This window comes from Psychrobacter lutiphocae DSM 21542 (assembly GCF_000382145.1).
Classification (GTDB): Bacteria; Pseudomonadota; Gammaproteobacteria; order Pseudomonadales; family Moraxellaceae; genus Psychrobacter; species Psychrobacter lutiphocae.
Window position 1 is genome coordinate 83,765 of record NZ_KB907628.1, and the last position, 24,155, is coordinate 107,919.

A 24,155-nucleotide genomic window follows, 5' to 3' on the forward strand; every position below is an offset into this window, starting at 1 on the left:
AGGATGGGGTAGGTAATAATAGAGCCGTCAAGGATGACAACAGCTAAAGCCGCATAATTTAGATTATGCGGCTTTGTTGTGTTGTATCGTACTGTATTTGATGTAAATGACTAAAACCATACCAATGGCTAAAGCTATAAATGTGTTGGTAAGATAGCTTCAATTACCAGTCCAGACTGATTATCTTGACGATTGTAAGCAACTAACTGCCCTTGATGCGACAAAATAATGGCATGAGCAATCGCTAGCCCTAGCCCATAACCTTGATATTTATAGTTGCCAGTAGCTACCGAACCATCATGCTGAGGTATGCGCTCTCTAGATGAGCTTAAACGTACAAAAGGCTGAAAAATACGGTGTAAGTCACTTTCTGCTACCCCATCACCAGCATCTATGACTTGCACTTTAATAGCTGGAATAGCTGGTTGTTTACTGCCCTCTAAGCTAAGCGTGTCTAAGGAGACAGTAACGGTGGAGTTTGGTGCAGTGTGAGTAAAGGCATTACGAATAATATTTTCAAAGGCACTATGTAGCTGTAATGGATCTGCCAGCAGTTGATATGAGGTGTCAGCTGCGACCTGCCACTGCCAATGGACAGATTTTTCTTGAAATTCAAAACATACATCCGCCTTGATCTCATCTAATAAAGTGCATAAGTCGAGCTGATGGTAGGACTCAAGATTTAAGATGTGCTGGCGCATTTGTAGCGATTGGATACGGATAATATGCTCAATGAGCTGATTCATACGTGATGACTCTTTTTCAATACGATCTAGATAGTGATTAGCCTCTGGTGCAAAGTCACGTGTTAGCTCAGTGGCAATCTCTAACCGAGCCAACGGTGAGCGCAGTTCATGCGAGATATCACTGAGCATTTGTTTACGAGCCAACTCACTTTCAGCCAAGCGGGTTGATAGCTTGGCCACATCTTTGGCTAGCTGTCCCAATTCATCCTTGCCTAGCTTATTATTACTAACATCTGTTAGTTGTTCTGCGGCTTGATAGCTGCCCTCACTCATCATATGAATGGCCTGCTGTAAATTGCGAATGCGTTGTGTTAAGGCTCGACTGAGCCAGTAACAGACCAAGATACTAAATAGTACAATCAGCACAATACGTACCAAAGTATAGTCTTGACGCAGTGCCAATACATCACGTAATGGCAGGCGTGGCATAAGACGAATGGTGTATGAGTGGCCTTGGGCACCAGTGACAATAACCTCTTTGATTTCAGGATAGGCGCTGGCATCTGCACTGATATATTGCCAAGGCGCTGTCCTAGGCATATTCGAGTCACGCAAATCAAGTGTTGTCAGGGTGTTTTTATCAATATTATCTACCGTATGCCGCATCATATGTGGCATAAAAGGGGTCATATGCATGTGCTGCATGTGCATCATATGGCGCTGATGTCGGTTTTGGAATAAAGGACGCCCTTGCTCATCAGTGATAAGTATTTGTGATACTAGGCTTCTATTAGTTTGATACAGTAGCTCAACTGCCTGTAAATCATCGACTTGCAATAATTTGACGATTTGATCTCTGCTAGTAATTAGCTGATTGACATGGTGCTGCATACGATTGTTAATTTGGCGAGTATTAATCCAACGCTCGATGGCCACAGATAAGGTCGAAGTTAGCAGCAGTACTAGTAACATACTTAAAAATAGCCGCCAAAATAGAGTTAGTGGCTGTGTCATTTTACTGATAAAAGTCAGGTTAGGGATCTTACTATTCATTATGTAGATGCTCCTAGACTGCTAGTGTATTAGGGTGTTGCACTGCAATATTGCAATAAGCATAACGAGTTTAGATAGTGGTATGCCGTTTTAAATAGATGAGGCAGATAAGATGATGTAGATAGGTTATAAGACAAGCTGATAGCCTTTTCCACGGACTGCTTTAATTGGATCGTCATGATAGGGCTGAAGCTTTTTTCTAAGACGTGACACGTGGACATCAAGACTTCTATCTAGTGGTTGCAGCTCACGTTGTAATACGGTTTTCGATAACCACTCTTTACTGGCGACCTTACCTTGCTGCTGCAACAAGGCGACTAATAAATCAAACTCAGTACCCGTTACTTGTAATGGTTGTCCATCTACTTTGCATACTCTGTGGATCTGATCTAACTCTAGGCGATCATGCACTAGTGGGACGACCTCTGTATTTAACATAGTAGCCCGCTTAATGACAGCGTTAATCCGAGCCAGTAGCTCACGTGGATTACAGGGCTTGGCAATATAGTCATCTGCACCTAATTCAAGTCCAATAATGCGATCAATCTCATCCCCTTTGGCTGTTAGCATGATCACGGGGGTTTGGGTTAGGGTCGGAAGTTGACGGAGCACACTAAGCCCATCAATTTTGGGCATCATGATATCTAGCACAATCAGATCATAGATATTAGATTTAATTTTTTCGAGGACTTGTTCACCATCATAAGCGGCATCACAGCTAAGCCCATGATTAGTCAGATATTCATCAAGCAGTTCAACCAGCTCTTTGTCGTCATCACCTAATAAAATGCGTGTCATAAATACCCTGTTTTTACGTTCAATTTAGTTTAGCTCTGTATAGAATTGATTGTATTCAAATAACTTTTATATTAAGAATAATTAAGTAGTGCTATGCATGCTGTGTTGGTTTTATTTTTAGATTATATTATCATTAATAGTTTTTATATAAGATATATTAATAAGTGGTGTGTTGTATGATTTTCCCTCATACAGAAGAGAAGTATCTAATAGCAGTGTAAAACAAAGCAGATAGGCTGATATTAACCACAGCTAAGCTAACAAGCAAGAGTAACAGGGTTTGAATGGTGCAATCGTTACCTTTCTTAATGATTCATCATCCTATTTAACATAAAAATAGCCTAATATAGAAACTATCGAGTACAGACGTATTTGGTCTTATTAACCAAAAAAGGACGCGCTCTAGTAATAAAGTTAAAAAACTAGTAATAAAGTTAAAAAGCTAATCTCTAAATAGTAAACGTGTAACACAGCGCAAAATTGTAAGTATTTGACTCAATTTAACTTTAACGTCTTAATTTAAACCAATGTTAATGGAGTTCATTATGAAAAAATTAATAATAAGCTCGTTACTTGTTGCTTCTAGTAGCATTGCGATGGTTGCATGCGCTCAAAACGAAACAGCTTCTGATCTACAATCAACGCCTTCAGTAGGCCAAATGCAACAGCCAATGGCACAAGGCTATCATCATGGTCCTATGAGTGGGGGCTATGGTATGATGGGTCCAGGTCACATGAATGGAGGCCATGGTATGATGGGCTACGGCATGGGAAGACATCATATGGGAGGCTATGGTCGGATGGGAGGTCATATGGGTGGCTATGGCATGAGAGGTGGTGATTATAATCAATTAAGACTGACGCCTGAACAGCAAGAAAAAATGCAACAGCTTCAGCAGTCACAGTGGCAAAGTCAGCAAGGCTATTACAATCAGCACCATGCCCAAATGCAGCAAATGCATGATCAAGCTCAAGCTTTGATTAATAGTCGTAATATGAACCAAGCTGAATTAAATAAGCTAGCAGATCAGCACGCAGCAATATCAAAGGCCATATTTATGCAAAATATGCAAAATATGCATGACATGAATCAAGTATTGACTGATGAACAAAGGAATCAGTTGCAGCAGATGCGCCAGCAGTATCGTGGTAATCAGCCGATGCGTAATGCGCCTACCAACTAGAGGTAAAAGCTAATAAGAGGTAAAAGCTAATAAGAGGTAAAAGCTAATAAGAGGTAAAAGCTAATAAGAGGTAAAAGCTAATAAGAGGTAAAAGCTAATAGAGGTACAAGTAGAAGTACCAGCGAAAAACAACCCTAGCCTAAAATGACATCTAACAAAGCGATCTATTCATTGAATAGGTCGCTTTTAATCAATCGTTTTTCCAGTTGCTTTCCCCATCATTTTTTATCAATACTAAGGCTTAGCGGTTAGAGCTAGCACTTGTTTTTGATGATAAGTTGCTGATGATGGTAGTACCATAGCTGATGATAAGATGGTTGACTACTCATTATCAGCACGCGCAACACTACCTTGTAGTGGCTCAGGCAAGTTCAGTACATTAAGATCTGAATCATCAATCTGCTCAGGTCTTGCAACAACTAGCGCCTCAAAGCCGTCAGAGGTAGCAACGGCATTGACCACCTTAATTCTACCTAAACTATCACCAGCTTGTGGCAGCTCACCCTGACCTTGGACGCGGTGCAAAAAGGCTTTTGGCGAGGCTTTAAAATAAATACGCGCTATCACTTCCTGACCCAAATAGCAGCCTTTATCATAATCAACCCCACCACGCTGATGTAAGCGAAGCTCTTGAGGTTGAAAGGCACCTTGGGTGGCGGCAATGATCCAGTAGTTACCAGTTGCGATGCTATGTGCCATCCACTGTTCAGGTTGATTGTCATCTGGATTGTCACTAAAAGTAGCTATTTTGGTATCTGATAGCGTTTGGACGTAAGGAAAGATGTCACTAGGTGCAGAAAAAGTTACTTTAAAAAAGGCACTATATTTTTTAAGATGCGCTAGCAAACTGTCTAAGCAGTCACTGCTGGTGACGATATCAAATTGGTTATCAGCCGACTTTTTGATCCAAAGGCCAAATTCAATGCGACCTTTGGTGTTAGCAATGGCTGCTGGCAAATAGCTGTCGGTTAGTTTGTGGATGTTGACAGTTAATTGGTTTTGTAGCAACTTACTGCTGTCGTCACCTGTTAGGCTAATTTTCTTAAAACTTACACTGCTCATGGTTTATATCCTTTTATTATATTAGGTTAGCTTCTGGGGTTAACTTATGAGGTTGTTGTATCGAACACGAGGTTATCGTATCTAGAGTAGTTTTAGGAGTTTAGGGTAGCTCTATGAGTTTAGGGCTTAGTTAATTATTAATTAATGGGGATGATTTTTTATTTATCACCCGCTATGAGCAAAACTTTGGCATTTAAGCTACAATAGCCATTGTAATGATTTTAAGCTATAACATTTTGGTGACAGTTTCAATTGACTAACACCACGCAAATTTAATAATGAGGATAAAATGAGTTTACCTAATTGCCCAAGCTGTGATTCTGATTTGACTTATGAAGATGGTGCGTTATTGGTTTGTCCAATGTGCGCTCATGAATGGACCGCCGCTGAAGCAGAAAGTGCTGAAGCTGGTGAAGCTGAAGTCATTATTCGTGACGCAGTTGGTAATGAGTTGCAAGATGGTGATACGGTGACTGTTATTCGTGATTTGAAGGTAAAAGGATCTTCTACACCGATTAAAGTTGGTACAAAAGTCAAAAATATTCGCTTATTGCATGATGCGCCAGATGATCATGATATTGACTGTAAAGTCGATGGCTTTGGCCCAATGAAGCTAAAATCATCTGTGGTAAAAAAAGCCTAGCATCTTTTGACTTAATAGTTTGATTAAAACAGTATAGTTTGATTAAAAAAGCTCATCTTAAAATTAAGATGAGCTTTTTTTTTGTCAGTAGTAAAAATAAGCCAGATCTAATTGTTTTAACCCATCTCAAGAGATGCTAAAAATTATTGTACGAATTGAAGATATGCTCCTAACCAATTGTAGTGGCTTGAAACAGTTGAACAGCTGCTGGCACATCGCCTTTAAATACACACAATCCAAGTCCACTTGGCCCATGGTTTGCTAAAGAAATGGCAGATACGGGTAGTATTGCAATACTATTAAGCCCAGTACGTTGCTTAATCATCTGTAAAAAATATTGATCTAAATCTGGACGACCAGCACTTAATACATAGGCAAAGGAGTCTTGACGTAGCATGATATCCGCTAAAGAATCAATCATGTACTCAAAGGCTTTGTCGATTTTACGAATTTTGCTGATAGGAAGAACTTGTCCAGCATCAGAAACTTGTAATACTGGTTTAATACTAAATAGATTAGCAAAAAAACCAGCCGCACCAGATATTTTTTTATTTTTGATTAAGTAGGATAAGTCGTCAGCGACAAATAGCATTTGATGACTACGGCGCAGCGCATCTAAACGAGCAGCAATATCAAGCATGTCATGGCCTTGCTGCATTAAGCGATCTGCCTCTAGGGCTAGCAGTGCTTCACAGGCATTTAAATCCTTGGTGTCATATACATAGACAGCCATTTTATCTTGAAAGCTATCAGCGACCTGCTTGATAATCTGATAGCTGTCACTGACTTGTGACGATAAAGTGGTAATGAATACCTCTTTCACATCTTGGCTTAGTAGCCTACTTAGTATCATGGCCACTTCATGAGCTGGCGCAGGAGAGGTGCGTACTGGAGAGTGGCTAACTTCGTTCATAAGTTGTTGTAAGCGCTGGCTACTGATGTTTTTGCCATCAATAAACTCTACGTTATTGATATGAATGCGTAGCCGAATCAGCTCAATATTATGTTTGATATCCATATCATCAAGCCCTGATGAGGATGTACTTAGAACGATACGACTCATATTGGGTACCTAAAGTTTCAGTAATCTATAATGACCAGTTGTCTATGATGACTAATTATATCCTATTGTGAAAAATAACCTATCTTTGTCAAGCTCGCTAAACTACGACTTGTAGCGTCTGCACGCATTTTCCTCGATATCTTAATTTTCAGATTTGGTATGAATAACTTGAATTATAGAGGGTAATACTGGCTTAGGATAGTCATAATGAAAAAGTAATTTAGGGATTTAAAAATTTGGTTGGCTTTATGAAACGTGTGATTATGTAGATTTTATATTAGTTTGGCTATTAGCAGTCCTGATAAATGAATTCTATACAGTCGCTAATTTAATGAGTGTTACAGTCATCTATTGGTGTTTAATCCATAACTTTTTTAAGGGATAATTTGTCATAGCAATAAAACAATTAATAAGTAGTATTTTTAGATAAATAACAAAGGTAGATATTGCTATAATGATTATAGTAACCTACTTTTCTTATCGAATATACTTAACAATGAGGGGATCTTATGTCAAAGAAAGACAGCAAAGTTGAAAAAATTGATGACAACTATATCACAAACGAAAAAAAGATTGAGAAGTATGAAACCACTAAGAAAAAGGCAGGTTCTCGTGTAAAAACGAAAGAAGTTATAGATCAAGTCCTATTAAAAGACTTAAAAGAGGGTAATATTGATGGTATCTCAGAGCATTTACAAGCCATTATCCATGATGCCTCTCCTGATGATCTTAAAGCATTAAAAGACTTATTTGCACAACACGCATTAGCAAATCAAGTTAAAACCGGTACTAAAAAAGATGACGAGCTATCAGACAATTGGCGTGAAGGAGGCTATCCGTACAAAAACCGCTTGTCACGTAAAACCTATGAAAAACAAAAATATCACTTACAAGTTGAGCTATTAAAGCTACAAAAATGGGTACGTGAAACAGGTCAAAAAGTAGTCATCGTCTTTGAAGGTCGTGATGCTGCTGGTAAAGGAGGCTCAATCAAGCGCTTTATGGAGCACTTAAACCCTCGTAGTGCTCGTGTTGTGGCTCTTGAAAAACCAACTGAGCGTGAGCTAGGTGAGTGGTACTTCCAACGCTATATCCAACACCTACCGTCAACGGGAGAAATGGTGTTATTTGACCGTTCTTGGTATAACCGTGCGGGTGTAGAGCGTGTGATGGGATTTTGTACTGATGAGCAATACGAGATCTTTATGAAGCAAGCGCCTGAGTTTGAAAGACATTTGATAGATTCAGGTATTTATCTAATTAAGTTCTGGTTCTCAGTGAGCCGTGATGAGCAACGCCGCCGCTTTAAACAACGTGAAGCACATCCTCTAAAACAGTGGAAGCTGTCTCCGATTGATATGGCGTCACTAGATAAGTGGGATGACTATACATTAGCAAAAGAAGCAATGTTTTATAATACAGACAACGCTGAGTCTCCTTGGATTGTTATTAAGTCAGACTGTAAAAAACGTGCCCGTCTTAATGCCATGCGATATGTCCTAAATAAACTTCCGTATGAAGGTAAGGATGCTGAGCAAGTGGGTAATGTCGATCCGCTGATTGTTGGTCGTGCTGGTGCGTTATACGAGCTTGGTGAAAAAGATGATTTGGCTATTTAAATTTAGTCTAGTCTGTATTTAGGGTCTGTTGCATTCGTTTATCTCGATATCTTAATTTTCAGATTTGGTATTAAACAGCCCCTTGATTAAGTATGGCAATCACAAAAAAGCGACCTAGCTAGAGGTCGCTTTTTTTTATCACAAGTCGTCGTAAAACCACCACTTTAGAGAAAAGATATCTTATCTATTGCTGTGTGGCTTTAAACAAATATGCCTTCTTGCAGCGTCAAAGTATCGCATTGCCCCATATGCCACTGATGATGACTAACCACAACCAATAGCCCTTGTTGCTGATGCTCACGTAACTGCTGCCAAAGATGCGCGCGCGTTTGCGCATCTAAGCCAGCAAAAGGCTCATCTAATAGCAACACGCGGCGTGGTTTTAATAACAGCCGAGCCAAAGCGATACGTCGGGCTTGCCCACCAGAGATGGCAGTACCGTATTCACCCAGTGGCGTGTTTAATCCTTGTGGCTGTGCGTGTAGCCATTGATCCAATCCCACCTTTTGCAACACAGCCACCAGATCATCATCACTGGCATCAGGCTTGCCCAAGCGCAAGTTTTCCGCCAAGCTTTGGTCAAAGATATCCAACTGCTGTCCCAAATAGCCCAACTGATCTTGCCAGTCATAGTCAAACCAATCATGCCCGTTTAACCGTACCTGTCCAGATAAAAGCGGTAATTCACCTGCCAGCATTTGCAATAAAGTGGATTTACCACAGCCAGAAGGTCCATTGATAATCAGCGGTTGCCCAGAGCGGATGCTGACAGTGACATCTTGTGCACCTACCAGGGCTTGCGGAATTTTGGCATAGACCTTGTCTAGCTCAGCGTTGAGCGCCGTATCCGTATGCGGCAAAGGAAGCAGCTGTGGTTGATGACGGGTTTTATGGCTCGCTTTATGAGTAGGTTTAGAGCGAGTATTATGACCTGCTGAGTTAGATAACAATTGGTTTAATCGATCTTTGGCAGCCATACTGTTGCCTAAAGCCAAATAATGTTGACCAAGCGGGACAATGATTTCTTGAATACCAAGTAAGCCCAAGGTTACTGCTAGCGCCAAAGGCACATCGAATACCCCTTCATTGAGTGTCGTTACTGGACTAGTTAGGGTTACGCTATTATCAGACAACTGAAATAGAGCAAATAGGATCAACAAGATGGTGGTATAAAATAGCCACTGTATCAGTAGCATATAAATTGAGCGTTGTTTTTGTGCTCGCCATTCAAGCTGTTGTAATTTATTATCTTGATTGATGTAGTCTTGAGTTTGGGTGTGCCACTGTTGCCATAATAGCAGTTGAGTGATAATGGATAGCGGTGCAAGTAACTTTTGACGGCGTGCCTCTGCAACTTTTGACAAGCGCATGGCTTGTCTTACTCCTGTAACGCTAGCTATTAACGGTAACAGTAAACTGGCTGCTAATAATGCCAAAATAAGTAGCTTATTGCTGGTAGAGAGAGGTAAAGCCCAGAGGGTAAATAGAGCCAATAAAATGACACTGATAGTACCAACGAGCCAAGGTGAGATAACTCTGAGCACAAACTCATTAAGCTTATCGATATCGCTGACTAAGCGGTGCATATACTGTGACGCGTGTAAAGTGTTGCGCTGTTGTGTCAAAGGCTGGACAGCCAATTGCTTAAAAAAGCGCAAACGCAACACTTTTAACAATGAAAACACCGCATGATGTGACAGCATCAACTCGCCATAACGCCCTGCGGTGCGAGCCATTGCTAGTACTCGAATGACACCCGCTGGCAACATATAGTTAAAGCTATGTGAACCGATGGCAATCATCCCAGCTAGGGCAGCACTGGTAATAAACCAGCCAGAGGTCATCAGTAGCGCAATCATCGATACGGCAGTGATCAATCCTAATAGCCATGATAGAAGCCATAAGTCAAAAGAAGGCTTAATTAAATCACGCAGACGGAAAGTGGGCGCTGCTTGTGATGATTCTGGATGAGTAGACGTTGCCGCTATTTCGTTAATCGGTGTGTCGTTATTTGTCGGGATCATTGCATCTCTCCTTTAACGAACGCTTGCGGTAGCGACAACTGAACCACGTCATCGAGCCAGTTAAGCTGCTGATGTGCATGCGTAACCCAAATCACAGTTTTGCCACGGCTGACCCGCTCTAATAAATGGTGAATTCGCTGTGCAGTATCTGGATCTAAATGCTCTGTGGGCTCATCTAACAGCCATAAGCTGTCTTTTCGCAGTAGCAATTGTGCAATGCCAAGCCGCTGCTGTTGACCACCTGATAATCCTTGACCACGCTCACCAATCTGGGTGTTGATGCCATCTGGCAAGTGTTGTATTAACTCCCAAAGCTCTACTTGTTGTAGTGCCTCGATCAACTGTTGCTCTGTGGCGTCTGGATTTGCCAAGCGCAAGTTATCGGCAATGCTAAGCGGCATCAGGGCTACTTGTTGTGCCAGATAGCCAATGTGTTGGCGCAGTATATTGATATCCAGCTGTTGGAGGCTGACAGCGGTCATGGCAGTAGGTGAAGATGAAGCTTGCTCTGTTGGCTCGATGGTAGCAGCTGGTTGAGCTTGCCGTTGAGGTTGATCTGGAAGCTGAAGCAGAATCTCACCTTGATAGTCAACAAAACCCATAATTGCTTGCAATAAGCTAGATTTACCACTACCACTATCACCGACTAAGGCCATACGCTGTGCCGGAAGTAGGCTAAAGCTCACAGGTGCTAAGCGGATGCGATAGTGCTGCTCTTGTTGGCTTTTTGAATCAGTGTTTTGTGTATTCTTAGAGTTAACGTCATCAATATGAGCAATAGGTGTGCGAATACTTAGATTGCTAAATATCAGCCCAAAAGCTTGATTTAAAGCAATATCAGCGTCAGTGTCGGTCGGCTTGGTTTGGGTCAGCGTTTGAGCTGTTTTAGCCATATCGGTTGTCGTATTGGCTATGTTGGCAGCTGCAATAATGGGCAGCAAGCTTTGCACCGCACCTTCAGCTTCAGCTTTGGCATGATAATCGGCACCAAGCTGGCGTAAGGGCACATAAAACTCAGGCGCTAATAGCAAAATAAACAACGCGCCAAAGTAGGGAACAGGCACCACATCTTTTTCCCAAGGTAAAATCCCCATCAGTCCAAAACCAAGATAGACTGCAACCAACGCAATACTTAATGCAGCCAATAGCTCTAGTACCGCCCCATTTAAAAAAGCAACTTTTAGTACATCCATGGTACGTTTACGATAATCTTCACTACTTAGTGCCAAATCATGCTCTGCAATATGCGTGGCTTGTAGCCGTTTCAAAGTAGGCATACCTCGTATCCAATCTAAAAATCGCCCACTTAACTGCGATAAGGCCTGAAACTGGGCAGCACTTTTACGTGCGGTAAGATGGCCAATTAAAATCATAAAAATTGGTACCAAAGGTGCGGTCAGCAGCAGTAGAAAGGCGGCGAACTTACTTTGCCATGCTACCGCAATCAGCAAAATAATGGGGGTGGTGACCGTGACTTTCTTTTGCACGCTAAAGCGGCTAATAAAGCCATCTAGTGCATCGGTTTGATCAATAATTTGACTTGATAAACTGCCTTCACTACCAAAGTAGCGCAGGTTAGGGCCAAGGCTTGCCATTGTGTCCAACAAAGATTGACGTAATTGACTTCTCACTTTGAGGCTTGCATGGGCGCTTAGCAACTCACGCCCTGTATTGAGTAATGGACGCAGTGCGAAGCAGAGTAACAGCCCAAGTAGCCAAGAAAAGGAGATGTTGGTTGATAGTGGTAACTGATTAAAGTAGTTATTCAGCCAATGACTGAATATGCTGGCAAGAATCCAAGCTTGCCAAACAAATAGCAGTGTGCTGACTAAGGTGAGTAGCCAAGCTAAGTTAAGTAGACCACGAACTTGTGTCACTATTTTTTTTAAAAAGCTTTTTTCGGCATGAGTAAGTGTTGCCATAATGTATCTGTCTTTAGTAAAAAAAGAAAAATTAAGTGGGTTTTTTTGTAAAAACTTATTTAATATCAGCTAGATAGTTTGGCATTTCATTATTGTAAGCAGGGATTTACAAAAAAGCTAATTTCAGGTAACTTACGACTAAAGTGGTAGTATAATAGTTGAAGTCTAGTTTAAGTGTATATATTATTTTTTCTGCAATAATAAGCACTAGATTGGTCTTAGTATTTAGTAGCAACATTGAAGGCTTTATTGTCCAGATAGCTATGGTTTGAATGACTGTATGTACTATATTATATAATGATATATAAATTGTTATATTATATAATGCAGTGATAAGTATGAAGCTTTGTTGTAACACCAATGTAGCGCTTTTAGTATGGCATTTTGGTAAAACTTCCATAAATGTTGTGTAAAAAAATCATAAAATTTTTCAGAAATAATCAACAGAGACTTTTTTATTGCTATAACAACTGACTGTTTTGGTAAGTATTTAGTTATTATAGTTTTTTTAAAGTGCTCTAAACTTATGGGTAACGCAGGATTAATTTACACAATTGAGTGAGCAGTACATAAGGGGTAAACAAAAGGGTAGGGCATAACAAACAATAAGGACGTTGGGCTAATGATGTTAGCAGTGCCATATCTGTGTAGTGAGACAGTCAACTGTGTGATTTAGTTCTTCTTTTTAGGAGGTTTGGTATGATTACTGAACATCTCGTTGATATATCCCGCTTGCAGTTTGCGGTGACAGCGCTTTACCACTTTTTGTTTGTCCCGCTAACCTTAGGCATGGTGTGGCTTCTGGTCATTATGGAATCTGTCTATGTCACCACAGGTAAGCAGATTTGGAAAGATATGACCAAGTACTGGGGCAAGTTGTTTGGTATTAACTTTGCGCTAGGGGTCACTACTGGTATTACCATGGAATTCCAGTTTGGTACAAACTGGGCATATTATTCGCACTATGTGGGTGATATCTTTGGTGCGCCTTTGGCCATTGAAGGTCTGATGGCTTTCTTCTTAGAATCTACCATGGTAGGTTTGTTCTTCTTTGGTTGGGACAGATTATCGCGCGCGCAACATTTGGTGGTTACCATCTTAATGGCGCTGGGTACCAACCTATCGGCAGTTTGGATTTTGATTGCCAACGGCTGGATGCAAAGTCCAGTAGGCGCAGAGTTCAACTATGCAACCATGCGTATGGAAATGGTTGATTTTGCGGCCATTTTATTAAATCCAGATGCACAAAATAAATTCGTTCACACGGTTTCAGCTGGTTATGTCACAGCGGCGGTCTTTGTGTTGGCGATTTCTGCGCTTTATTTATTACGTAAGCGTGATGTGGCCTTTGCCAAACGCAGTTTCCAAGTGGCCTCAGCCTTTGGTTTGGCGTCTATTTTAAGTGTGATTGTATTGGGAGACGAATCAGGTTACTCCATTGGTGCGGCGCAGCAAACTAAGCTGGCTACGATGGAAGCCATGTGGCATACCGAGCCGGCACCAGCGTCATTTAACCTCATTGCCAGTATTAATGAAGAAGAGCAAAAAAATAACTGGGAAATTCAAATCCCATATGCGATGGGTATTCTTGGTACCCGCTCTTTTGATAAAGAAATACCGGGTATTCATGATATCAAAGAGATGAACCGTGAGCGTATCTTAACTGGTATTACCGCTGTTGGTCTGCTTGAGCAGCTGCATGACAACCCACAAGATCCGGCTTTAATCAGCCAGTTTGAAGAAGTTAAAGATGATCTTGGCTTTGGTTTGTTGCTCAAAAAATACACCACTGATGTGTCACAAGCGACACCAGAGATGATCCAAAAAGCAGTGGATGATACCATTCCTGCGGTGGCGCCTATGTTCTGGTCATTCCGTGGCATGGTGGCGTTAGGATTCTTAATGCTGGCGTTATTTGCCGTCAGTATGTGGTACACCATTAAAGGCACCTTTACGGACAAAAAATGGCTATTAAAGTGGGCTGTACTTATGTTGCCTGCCCCTTGGTTAGCGGTTGAGCTTGGCTGGTTTGTGGCAGAGTACGGTCGTCAGCCTTGGACCATTTATGGTGTTCTGCCTACCCACTTATCGGTTTCAAACTTTAGTGTTGCCAATGTTTATGGGTCTTTAGCAGGGTTTGTTGGCCTATACACTTTCTTATTAATTATTGAGATTTACTTGATGGTTAAATATGTGAAGTTAGGGCCAGGTAGCTTGGGTACAGGCCGCTATTATGGCGAAACCCCTCGCAATGTAACCCCTGTTGCTGCAGATAAGGAGGCAGACCATGTTGTTTGATTATGAAACGCTAAAAATCATCTGGTGGTTGCTCGTTGGTGTGCTACTGATAGGTTTTGCCATCATGGATGGACATGATATGGGGGTGTGTAGCTTACTGCCTTTTGTTGGCAAAGACGATGAGGAAAGACGTATTATTGTCAACACAGTAGGCCCGCACTGGGAAGGTAACCAAGTTTGGTTTATTACTGCAGGTGGTGCTTTATTTGCTGCCTGGCCTATGGTTTATGCACTGGCTTTTAGTGGCTTTTATTGGGCGCTAATGGCGGTACTTTGGGCATTATTCTTCCGTCCTGTGGGCTTTAAATATCGCAGTATGGTCAAAGATCTACGCTGGCGTTATGCATGGGACTGGGGTCTATTTGTCGGCTCATTTGTACCAGCAGTTGTCTTCGGTGTCGCCTTTGGTAACTTGTTCTTAGGCGTGCCATTTAGCTTTGATGATACGCTAGTATCTACCTATACTGGCAGCTTCTGGCAATTACTAAACCCATTTTCTATTTTATGTGGTTTGGTGAGTGCGACCATGCTGATTATGCAAGGTGGTGCTTATTTAGCACACCGTACAGTTGGCGACGTACAGGCACGTACCATCAAGTTCACCTCAATTTCTGCGGTATTGATGACAGTGTTATTTATCGCAGCTGGGGTGTGGATTCAGTCTATCGATGGGTATGCGATTGTGTCACAAGTTGACCCTGCCGCATTACCAAACCCTTTGGGTAAAGAAGTAGAAGTCCAGCAAGGTGCTTGGATGGCTAACTATGCAAAATATCCTATCGCTTGGGTGTTCCCAGTGCTGGGTGTGGTGATGCCATTGTTAACTGCTTTGTTGTTAAAAGCGGGTAAAACCTTGACCGCTTTTGTTACTTCTAGCTTGGCGATTGTTGGGGTTATTATGACAGCGGGCATCTCACTCTTCCCATTTGTGATGCCATCTTCTACTTTCCCAAATGCCAGCTTAACCATGTGGGACAGTGTCTCAAGTCATCTGACCTTAATGGTGATGTTGTATGCTGTGGTTATTTTCTTACCGATCATCTTGATTTATACCAGTTGGGCTTACAGCGTGATGCGTGGTAAAGTAACAGCGGCTTATATCCGTGAAAATGATCATACCCTTTACTAAATAGTGAGATATTTTAGGAGTACATTATGTGGTATTTTGCATGGATACTAGGACTTGGGTTTGCAGTACTACTGGCGATTGTGAATGCAGTATGGTTAGAGCATGAGCAAGGTCGTAAAGACGCCTTTGGTCCAAAAGCCAAGAAGCCTAATGCGATAAATCCAGAAGACTAGTACAGTAAATCTAGAAGTTCAGTTACTTGGTAATACAGACAGCAAAACTCGGTTTAACCGTACTGTTGCTTATCGGTAACTGAGTCATAAGTTAGGCTATAATAAAGTGGGCTCGATGATATTGAGCCCACTTTTTTTGTTAGGATAGAATTTTTGTTAAGATAGGGGCTAACAGTAATAAATATCAAAAACAAATATCAAAATAATATAGACAGCCGCTAATCATTAACAGAGCGATTTTAACCACAGTAGCTTTTTTTAATCAGTAACGTTTTAATCAGTAACGTTTTTAATTATTAATTTTTCACTCCCTAATGAAGCAGTAAATAATAAACAGGTAGACAACTATGAGTACCAAAAACGAACAGTTATTTTTACAAGCCAAAAAACACATTCCAGGTGGCGTTAACTCACCAGTGCGTGCCTTTGCAGGCGTTGGTGGCACACCGGTATTTATGCACAAAGCTGCTGGCAGCAAAATCTATGACACCGAAGACAATGAGTATATTGACTATGTTGGCTCTTGGGGCCCAATGATTTTGGGTCACGCCCATCCAAAAGTCATCGATGCGGTCAAAGCAGCGGCTGATGACGGTCTGAGCTTTGGTACGCCAACCACTTTTGAGACCTCAGTGGCCGATACCATCTGTGACATTGTGCCCAGCGTTGACATGATTCGTATGACCAGCTCAGGCACAGAAGCGACGATGAGTGCGATTCGCTTGGCACGTGGTTATACGGGACGTGACAAAATTGTGAAGTTCGAAGGCTGTTATCACGGTCACTCAGACAGTCTGTTGGTGAAAGCAGGCTCAGGCATGCTTGACATTGGCGAGCCTACCTCGCAAGGCGTACCAGCTGACTTTGCCAAGCATACTATTACTTTGCCTTACAATGATCCACAAGCGGTAAAAGACTGCTTTGCCAAATGGGGTGATGAGATTGCCTGTGTTATTGTTGAGCCAATCGCTGGCAACATGAACATGGTGATACCCACTCAAGAGTTCCACAATACTTTGCGTGATCAGTGCACCCAAGGCGGTGCAGTGTTAATCTTTGATGAAGTTATGACCGGCTTCCGTGTGGGTCTAGGTGGCGCACAAGCTCATTTTGGTATTGAGCCAGATCTAACTTGCTTTGGTAAGATTATTGGTGCAGGATTACCCGTCGGTGCCTTCGGTGGTAAGCGTGAGATTATGGAGTGTATCGCACCGTTGGGCGGCGTTTATCAAGCTGGTACTTTATCAGGTAACCCGTTGGCGATGCGTGCAGGTATTGCTATGTTTGAAGAGCTAACGGTTGCTGGTTTTTATGATCAAGTAGCAGATAAAGCCAGCTATCTAGTAGAAGGCATCCAAGCCGCAGCAGAAAAGCATGGTATTTTATTACGCTCAACCCAGCTTGGCGGTATGTTTGGCTTATTCTTCGTCAAAGACGAAGCAACTGGTGTACCGCAGAACTTTGATGAAGTGACTGCCTGTGATATGGATAAGTTCAATACCTTCTTTCATGGTATGTTAGATAGGGGTATTTATTTGGCGCCATCGGCCTATGAAGTGGGCTTTATGTCGGTGAAGCATTCAACAGAAGACCTAGATGCAACGATTAAAGCAGCTGATGAGGTGTTTGCATCAATGGTGGCATAAAAGAGTGACTATCACTTGATTATGGCTTACAGTCTGTATTCGATTATTGCTTACAGCCTGTTAAAGCATTAAATCAAAATAAAGCGTCATATCCAAAATATAGAATATAAAAACACCATTTTAAGATTAATTAAGATGGTGTTTTATTTTATCAGCGACTTCTTTTTGTTTATATTGTGCTAGATTTAGCCTATCGCTTTTAGAATTTGGTAGAATAGGATGACATATATTGTTACGATTATACAGCACCTGTATAACATTCATGACAGCACAATTGCCGTTAACTGGTAGTCTGACTGTGATTAGCTGTCGCTTTTAATGCATCAATGTAAGGTAAAATAATTCCCTATGCCTAATAACTTTCTTGCAAATGATGAACTGATGGCAGCCATTGATATTGGCTCAAATAGTTTTCACTTGGCCATCGCCCGCCTAGATCATGGTGAGGTTCGCAAAGTCGCCTCTATGTCAGAAAAAGTACAGCTGGCAGCTGGTTTGGATAAAAATAAAATACTAAGTGAAGAGTCACAGCAACGAGGGCTAGATTGTTTGGCTCGTTTTATGGGAAGATTAGAATCAGTGTCTGCTGACAGGTTGCGTATTGTGGCAACTAATGCCTTGCGTCAAGCCAAGAATGCGGATGAATTTATTCGCCGTGCCAACGCTGTTTTGCCCAAGCCAATTGAGATTATTGCTGGGCGTGAAGAAGCACGTTTGATTTATTTGGGCGTGTCACATACCAATGCCAGTAGTGAGCAGCGTTTGGTGATTGATATTGGTGGCGGCTCAACCGAGTTTATTATCGGCCAAGGGTTTGAGCCGTTATTGACAGAAAGCTTGCAACTTGGCTGCGTGGCACATACGCAGTGGTTCTTTGCAGACGGTAATATTACAGAAAAAGCATTTGAGCTTGCTATTGCCGATGCCCGCAAAGAGATTTTACGTATCAGCCGTCAATATCAAAAAGCAGGGTGGAGCAGTGTTACTGGCTCAAGTGGTACGATTAAGGCGGTACGTAACGTCTTAGTATCTAAAGGTTGGGCAGATGAGCAAGAGCGCATCACTTATGCAGGTGTCAAAAAATTACAGCAACATTTGTTAAAAGTTGGCCGAGTTGAAGACATCAGCCTAGAGGGTGTCAAAGAGCATCGTAAGGCAGTGTTCCCAGCTGGCGTAGCTGTATTACGAGCTGCGATGAAGGTGCTGGGTATCGAGACCATTGCCTACTCTGATGGTGCTCTGCGTGAAGGGGTGATGTATGACATGCTGGGTCGCTTTGCTAGTGAAGATGTCCGAGATCGCAGTGTACAGGCATTAATCGAACGTTATTCGGTGGACAAAAAACAAGCAAAACGGGTGGTAAAAAGCTGTGAGCGTTTGTACGCTATGGCACACACTGCCTTAGGGCTAGAGAATGAAGACAATGATTTACTGCGTCGTACCGCTTATTTACATGAGATAGGTTTGGCGGTGAGTCACAGTGGCTACCATCATCACAGTGCTTACTTGTTGCAACACTCTGATATTCCTGGATTTTCACAAGTTGATCAGTTGCACATGGCGCAATTGGCTCGTAATCACAGACGCAAATTAAAAGCAGAAGGCTTAGAGCAGGCTCAAAGTGTAGGTGGTGATAGTTTGGTATATTTATGCTTGCTACTGCGGCTAGCGGTACTGGTACATCGTAGCCGTAATGATCAAGATAAAAGCGACTTAAAACTCAATATTGCTGATAAACACAACTGGCGAATTAGTGTTAAAGCTGATGCAGAAGATCATGCCTTGCTGGTTTTTGATCTTAAAGATGACATAGATCAGTTCAAGAAGTGGGGCGTTAATTTAAGCGTAGTATGTCGCTAACGTCTAACACTGGATTAGTAGTTTGCCAGTAGTCAATAAGTGGTAATAGTTGTTTTAATACAAGTGGTTAAAAGTAACATAAAAAAGTAACATAAAAAAGTAACAAAAAAAGCAACATTAATAATAATGATTAAGGATATATTATGAGCGCAGTATGGGATAGCGTTAGCTTAGCAAGACATGCCAAACGACCTTTGTTTTTGGATTATGTCGGTCAACTTTTTACTGAATTTGATGAGCTGCATGGCGACAGAGCCTTTGCAGATGATCGAGCCGTCATCGGTGGATTGGCACGATTCAATGGTAAGCCTGTGCTTATCATCGGTCAGCACCGTGGACGTAGTACCCGTGAGCGTATTGCCCACAACTTCGGCATGGCTTATCCAGAAGGCTACCGCAAAGCGATTCGCTTAGTGAAGCTGGCAGAGCGCTTTGGTCTGCCGGTCATGACTTTCATTGACACTCAAGGTGCATACCCAGGCGTCGGTGCTGAAGAGCGTGGACAAGCACAAGCCATTGCCGAAAGCATCGCTACTTTTAGTAGCTTAAAAACACCGATTATAGTCACTATTATCGGTGAAGGTGGCTCAGGTGGTGCTTTAGCGATTGGTGTAGGTGATAAAGTTAATATGTTGCAAAATAGCATCTACTCGGTGATTTCTCCAGAGGGCTGTGCCTCAATTTTGTGGAAAACTGCCGAAAAAGCACCAGAAGCTTCAGATGCGCTTAAACTAAATGCTGATAACCTCTATCAGCTTGGCCTTATAGATCATATCGTAGATGAAGGTGAGGGCGCACATATTGATGCAAAACCTGTCATGAAAAACTTACAACAACTGCTTAGCGAGCAATTGGACGAATTACAACAAAAGCCAATCGATGAGCTACTTGAGCAGCGTTATGCCAGACTAAAAAGTTTTGACTCAACCGTAGGGCTAGATAGTGTTTAATCCGCCCTAGCCAGTCTAAAGCTATGGCCATAAGCCTGTGAAAACCCTGATTCTCAATTATTGATCATCAGGGTTTTTTAATGTCACAGACTGGTGTTAAGATGGGATAACCAAAAGTTTTACATAGAGGTCTATCCATCCGCTTTAGCACAAAAGCCAGTTTGCGTAATCAGGTTGACTGAGTCAAACCACACACTTTTTTTCAGCGAGAAATACGCTGCTATTCACTGATTATACTTCTGTATTCATAAGGATATTTATGCGCAAGATACCCGTTTACAACCATCCCGCTGCTGGATGGTCTGCTCTGATAGACTCCTCTCGTGTCCTGATGGATTATCATGCCTTTTTGCGTGGTAGCATCAGCGTTTTGCACAGTAACCAGCCCAATGGCGGATTCGACTGCCCTGGCTGTGCTTGGCCAGATCATAAAACGCACAAAACCATAGACGTCTGTGAATCTGGTATCAAAGTACTGGCCAGTGAGACCATGAGTACTCAAGCCACGGCGGAATTTTTCGCCAATCACAGTGTCAGCGAATTACAGCAGTGGTCTGGCTATCAGCTAGATCAAGCTGGTCGTCTTAGCGAGCCAATGCGCTATGATGTCAGCCAAGACCGCTATGTTCCTATTAGCTGGGAAGAGGCGTTTGATTGCATTGCAGAGGTGTTAAATAGCCTAGAGTCACCGGATGAGGCATTGTTCTATACCTCAGGACGAGTGACCAACGAACCGGCCTTTTTATATCAATTATTTGTGCGCCTATTTGGCACAAACAACTTACCAGACTGCTCAAATATGTGCCATGAGCCAACCTCAGTGATGCTCACGAAACAGTTGGGTGTGGGTAAGGCAACTGTGACGCTAGAGGATTTTGAACAGGCAGAGTTAATCTTGATGTTTGGTCAAAACCCAGCCACCAACCACCCACGTATGCTAGAAGTACTGGCTGATACCCACGAAGAAGGTTGTCGTATTATCTCGATTAACCCAATGCGTGAGCAAGGTTTAAGCCGCTTCAAAAACCCACAACGAGTCGGGCATATGCTCACTGGTGGCAGTGAAGGCATGGTCGATGATGTCATCCAGATTCAAATTGGCGGTGATGCTGCTCTGTTAACAGGTCTGGCAAAATGGCTGATTGATAATGACAAAATTAATCAAGATTTTATCCAAACCCACACCTCAGGATTTGATGAGTTAAAGAAGTGGGTACAAGCACAAAGCTGGGAAGATATTGAGTATGGTAGTGGCATTAGCCAAGCTGAGATAATTAGTCTTGCTCAGGTTGTTGCTGAGAGTAAGGCAACGATTTGTACTTGGGGTATGGGCATCACTCAGCATGTGCAGGGTGATGATAATGTGGGCATGATTACCAATCTGTTATTACTGATGGGTATGATAGGCGTCACAGGAACGGGAGCGTCTCCTGTGCGTGGGCATTCCAATGTGCAAGGTGATCGCACTATGGGCATTCATGAGCGCCCAGCAGCGGCTTTGTTAGACAGCTTAGAGCAGGTATTCCAACGTCCGATGCCTAGAGAAGACGGTTACGATGTGGTAACCGGCGCCCAAGCGATGCAACAAGGCAAAATTAAAGCATTTATGGCGATGGGTGGTAACTATTCGGTAGCAGCGCCTGATACCAAAGCCATTCAGCGTGCCTTGACCAACAATCAGCTAAATGTGCTCGTGGCAACTAAGCTTAATGAAACCATGCTGTATCCAGGAACTAATCCTGATCAGCACAATATTATCTTGCCTTGCTTAAGCCGTACCGAGAAGTTTGTGACCGCCAACGGAGCACAGTTTGCCACGATTGAAGACTCTATGTGTCAAGTGGTTGCCACACAAGGACATCTGAAGCCTATTAGTGATAAGCTAAAGTCAGAAGCGCAGATTGTCGCTGGTATCGCCAGTCGTGTGTTTGCAACACGATCGCAGCAGCAGACCTCACCTGATGCACCGGTCATAGACTGGGAGGCGTTGGCAGAAGATTATGACTTAATTCGTGACTACATTGCGCAAGCGATTGGTGGTTTTGAAGACTTTAATCAGCGCATTCGTGAAAGCAAACGAGGGTTTCATTTATACCATCCAGCACGCCATCATCAGTGGCACACAGCGACTGGCAAAGCACAGTTTTTTGTCCCTCAATATCCCATCACTTATGTCGCCAACGAGATGCAGCAGCATACTGAGCAAGCGCAACAACGCCATCAATACTCACAAGCGGCAGAAGAACAAGTATCTGATCAGTCGGAGCAAACCGTCTGGCAATTCACCTCAGTGCGCAGCCATGATCAGTTTAATACCACGATTTTTGGTATGGAAGATCGTTATCGTCAGACTAAGCGTCGTGATGTGCTGTTTATGCACCCAGATGAGATTCAGCGTATGGGCTGGCAAGCTGGCAACAAGATTGTTGTTAGCCGTCAAGATAGCCAAGGCAATACCCGTCAGCTTGGCCCGTTGGTGCTTACTGAAATGGACATCGCTTCCAATGCTGTGGCAGCCTACTATCCTGAATGTAATGACTTAATGGATCTTGACAGTTTTGCGCCCAATTCGCATATTCCAGCTTATAAGTCAGTGACTGTGAGCTTGAAGCGGATATTAGAACCAGCGGTGCAATAATGTTAGTAGATGCGCAGAGTCTGATGCTAAAGCCGCTTAAGCAGCCAAGGCAACGACAGTTGGTTCTAGCAAGGTCTAAGACAGCAGAGCAGAATTCACAGACACAGCTACCAGTTGCGCGAACCCAGCAAGCGACAACTCAGGCGCAGTTGGCGCGTGAACACATGACTCAGCAGCAGATGCTGAGTCAGGATTCGGCTGAGTCTGCTCAAGCTGACCATGATCAAATCAATTATGCAGAAGCCAGCTTAGCGGTTGAAGCGGCAATATCCATTGTGATTAATGGCATTCATTATGCGGTATTGATGGCCAGCCCGAGCGAGCTTGAATATCTGGCGATTGGCTTTTTGTATAGTGAAGGTCTGATAGATCATAGTCACGAGCTATTAGATTGGGAGGTAACCTATCTAAATAGCGCTTCAGACTTGCAACAATTCACAGACTCAAATGCCAAGGACAGCACTGCTGTTGAGCACGACTTATTACAGCAGTTACAGGATTATGATGCCTATGTGGTCAGCATTACCCTAAATCAGCGCTGCCATCAGCGCATACAATCTCAGCGTCGGCAGTTGGCTGGGCGTACCGGATGCGGTATGTGTGGCATGATAGGGCTAACTCAAGCACTGCCCGACTTGAGTGGCTATCAGCAGTCTGTGGGTGCTCGGCCGAGTTTGGCGTATCTACTGAGGATGCGGGAACAAATCGATAGGGCGCAAAAGACGCATCAATTAACTGGTGCCGTGCATGCAGCAGCGGCAATTTATCAAGGTCAGCTGTATTTATTTGAGGATGTCGGACGTCACAACGCTTTAGATAAGCTCATCGGCTGGCAGCTGCGCCACAAGGTGATGGCTGAGTGTGTGGTGATGACTTCTAGGCTATCTATTGAACTGGTACAAAAGGCGGTACGTTGCCGTATTCCTTGGCTAGTGGGAATGTCTGCGCCGACCAGTACCGCAGTGCGTGTGGCACAGCGCTATGGGCTGGGGCTGGCTGGATTTTTGCGTGATAATCGAGTGACTTTTTACTGTTAGTGCGTATTATTGTTAGTGCGTATTTAACGGCAAGGGTCAGGCTGGGCTTGGCTGAAATCCATCCCTAGCCCTTCCTTTGGTAAAGCATAGGTATCTACATAAATTTACTAGCAGCATCAGCAAAGTACTTTAGCTTATCAGGGGGATAATGATTAACAAGCTCGGTAAAGTTAAGCCACTGGAACAACCCAGCCATTAGCGCAGGCGCAGTTATCGGTTTGTTGTGCTTCATTTGCCGACCTGACAGACGCACAAGAAACAAAGCAAACTCTTGAGACTGCTTATCCGATGCTTGCATAATACGCCACCCTAATGTACATGCCTGAGATGCAATCAACAAGCGCTTAAAATAAGCATCCCCACTTTGTTG

The 24,155-nt window shown here is 42.8% G+C and carries 17 protein-coding genes and 1 pseudogene; 11 read left to right on the top strand and 7 right to left on the bottom strand.

The window, feature by feature from the left end:
• Positions 1-134 precede the first annotated feature (134 nt).
• Both H140_RS0104255 and H140_RS0104260 read right to left on the bottom strand, forming a co-directional pair.
• The gene (locus tag H140_RS0104255; protein WP_019672419.1) at positions 135-1,739 is read right to left on the bottom strand and encodes a sensor histidine kinase; all 1,605 of its coding nucleotides are present in this window, start codon (positions 1,737-1,739) and stop codon (positions 135-137) included.
• A gap of 126 nt (positions 1,740-1,865) precedes the next feature.
• A complete protein-coding gene (locus tag H140_RS0104260; RefSeq protein WP_019672420.1) occupies positions 1,866-2,537 on the bottom strand; it encodes a response regulator transcription factor in 672 nt (223 codons plus the stop codon).
• Between the two features lie 545 nt (positions 2,538-3,082).
• Here H140_RS0104260 and H140_RS15075 point away from each other — a divergent pair.
• On the top strand, positions 3,083-3,721 hold the full coding sequence (locus tag H140_RS15075) for a Spy/CpxP family protein refolding chaperone (protein WP_019672421.1): 639 nt from the start codon (positions 3,083-3,085) through the stop codon (positions 3,719-3,721).
• Between the two features lie 321 nt (positions 3,722-4,042).
• Here H140_RS15075 and ygfZ read toward each other — a convergent pair whose 3' ends face one another.
• Complete coding sequence (gene ygfZ, locus H140_RS0104270; protein ID WP_019672422.1) at positions 4,043-4,783, bottom strand: CAF17-like 4Fe-4S cluster assembly/insertion protein YgfZ; 741 nt, start codon at positions 4,781-4,783, stop codon at positions 4,043-4,045.
• Between the two features lie 289 nt (positions 4,784-5,072).
• Here ygfZ and H140_RS0104275 point away from each other — a divergent pair, with 289 nt between their 5' ends.
• Complete coding sequence (locus H140_RS0104275) at positions 5,073-5,426, top strand: zinc ribbon domain-containing protein YjdM (RefSeq protein WP_019672423.1); 354 nt, start codon at positions 5,073-5,075, stop codon at positions 5,424-5,426.
• 169 nt (positions 5,427-5,595) lie between these two features.
• On the opposite strand, the gene H140_RS0104280 is transcribed toward H140_RS0104275, so the two are convergent.
• Positions 5,596-6,489, bottom strand: coding sequence for a DegV family protein (locus tag H140_RS0104280; RefSeq protein WP_019672424.1), 894 nt, complete (start codon positions 6,487-6,489; stop codon positions 5,596-5,598).
• Between the two features lie 509 nt (positions 6,490-6,998).
• Between H140_RS0104280 and ppk2 the strand changes: the two genes are divergently transcribed.
• A complete protein-coding gene (gene ppk2, locus H140_RS0104285; RefSeq protein WP_019672425.1) occupies positions 6,999-8,108 on the top strand; it encodes a polyphosphate kinase 2 in 1,110 nt (369 codons plus the stop codon).
• Between the two features lie 200 nt (positions 8,109-8,308).
• Here ppk2 and H140_RS0104290 read toward each other — a convergent pair whose 3' ends face one another.
• Together H140_RS0104290 and cydD are read right to left on the bottom strand one after the other, a co-directional pair.
• Positions 8,309-10,132 carry an amino acid ABC transporter ATP-binding/permease protein gene (locus tag H140_RS0104290; protein WP_019672426.1) on the bottom strand — a complete coding sequence of 608 codons (1,824 nt, stop codon included), beginning with the start codon at positions 10,130-10,132 and terminating at the stop codon, positions 8,309-8,311.
• Positions 10,129-12,054, bottom strand: coding sequence for a thiol reductant ABC exporter subunit CydD (gene cydD / locus H140_RS0104295; protein WP_019672427.1), 1,926 nt, complete (start codon positions 12,052-12,054; stop codon positions 10,129-10,131). The genes H140_RS0104290 and cydD overlap by 4 nt, the downstream gene beginning before the upstream one ends.
• Before the next feature lie 699 nt (positions 12,055-12,753).
• On the opposite strand from cydD, the gene H140_RS0104300 reads away from it, so the two are divergent.
• The 8 genes from H140_RS0104300 (at position 12,754) to fdhD (ending at position 23,785) form a co-directional block, all read left to right on the top strand.
• Positions 12,754-14,352 (top strand): cytochrome ubiquinol oxidase subunit I, encoded by a 1,599-nt coding sequence (locus H140_RS0104300; protein ID WP_019672428.1) that lies wholly within the window; start codon positions 12,754-12,756, stop codon positions 14,350-14,352.
• Complete coding sequence (gene cydB, locus H140_RS0104305) at positions 14,345-15,481, top strand: cytochrome d ubiquinol oxidase subunit II (protein WP_201546928.1); 1,137 nt, start codon at positions 14,345-14,347, stop codon at positions 15,479-15,481. Before H140_RS0104300 ends, cydB begins: the two co-directional genes overlap by 8 nt.
• 26 nt (positions 15,482-15,507) lie before the next feature.
• Positions 15,508-15,654: a cytochrome bd-I oxidase subunit CydX gene (gene cydX / locus H140_RS15430; RefSeq protein ID WP_019672430.1), complete on the top strand. Its 147-nt coding sequence runs from the start codon at positions 15,508-15,510 to the stop codon at positions 15,652-15,654.
• A gap of 347 nt (positions 15,655-16,001) precedes the next feature.
• On the top strand, positions 16,002-17,300 hold the full coding sequence (gene hemL / locus H140_RS0104315) for a glutamate-1-semialdehyde 2,1-aminomutase (RefSeq protein WP_019672431.1): 1,299 nt from the start codon (positions 16,002-16,004) through the stop codon (positions 17,298-17,300).
• Between the two features lie 348 nt (positions 17,301-17,648).
• Complete coding sequence (gene ppx, locus H140_RS0104320) at positions 17,649-19,160, top strand: exopolyphosphatase (protein WP_019672432.1); 1,512 nt, start codon at positions 17,649-17,651, stop codon at positions 19,158-19,160.
• A 143-nt stretch (positions 19,161-19,303) separates the two neighbouring features.
• A complete protein-coding gene (locus tag H140_RS0104325; protein WP_019672433.1) occupies positions 19,304-20,110 on the top strand; it encodes an acetyl-CoA carboxylase carboxyltransferase subunit alpha in 807 nt (268 codons plus the stop codon).
• Positions 20,111-20,369: 259 nt separating this feature from the next.
• A complete protein-coding gene (locus H140_RS0104330; RefSeq protein ID WP_019672434.1) occupies positions 20,370-22,748 on the top strand; it encodes an FdhF/YdeP family oxidoreductase in 2,379 nt (792 codons plus the stop codon).
• A gap of 23 nt (positions 22,749-22,771) precedes the next feature.
• Positions 22,772-23,785 (top strand): formate dehydrogenase accessory sulfurtransferase FdhD, encoded by a 1,014-nt coding sequence (gene fdhD / locus H140_RS0104335; protein ID WP_227672874.1) that lies wholly within the window; start codon positions 22,772-22,774, stop codon positions 23,783-23,785.
• Between the two features lie 94 nt (positions 23,786-23,879).
• Here fdhD and H140_RS0104340 read toward each other — a convergent pair.
• Positions 23,880-24,155: pseudogene (locus H140_RS0104340) on the bottom strand (transposase); the annotation flags it as partial.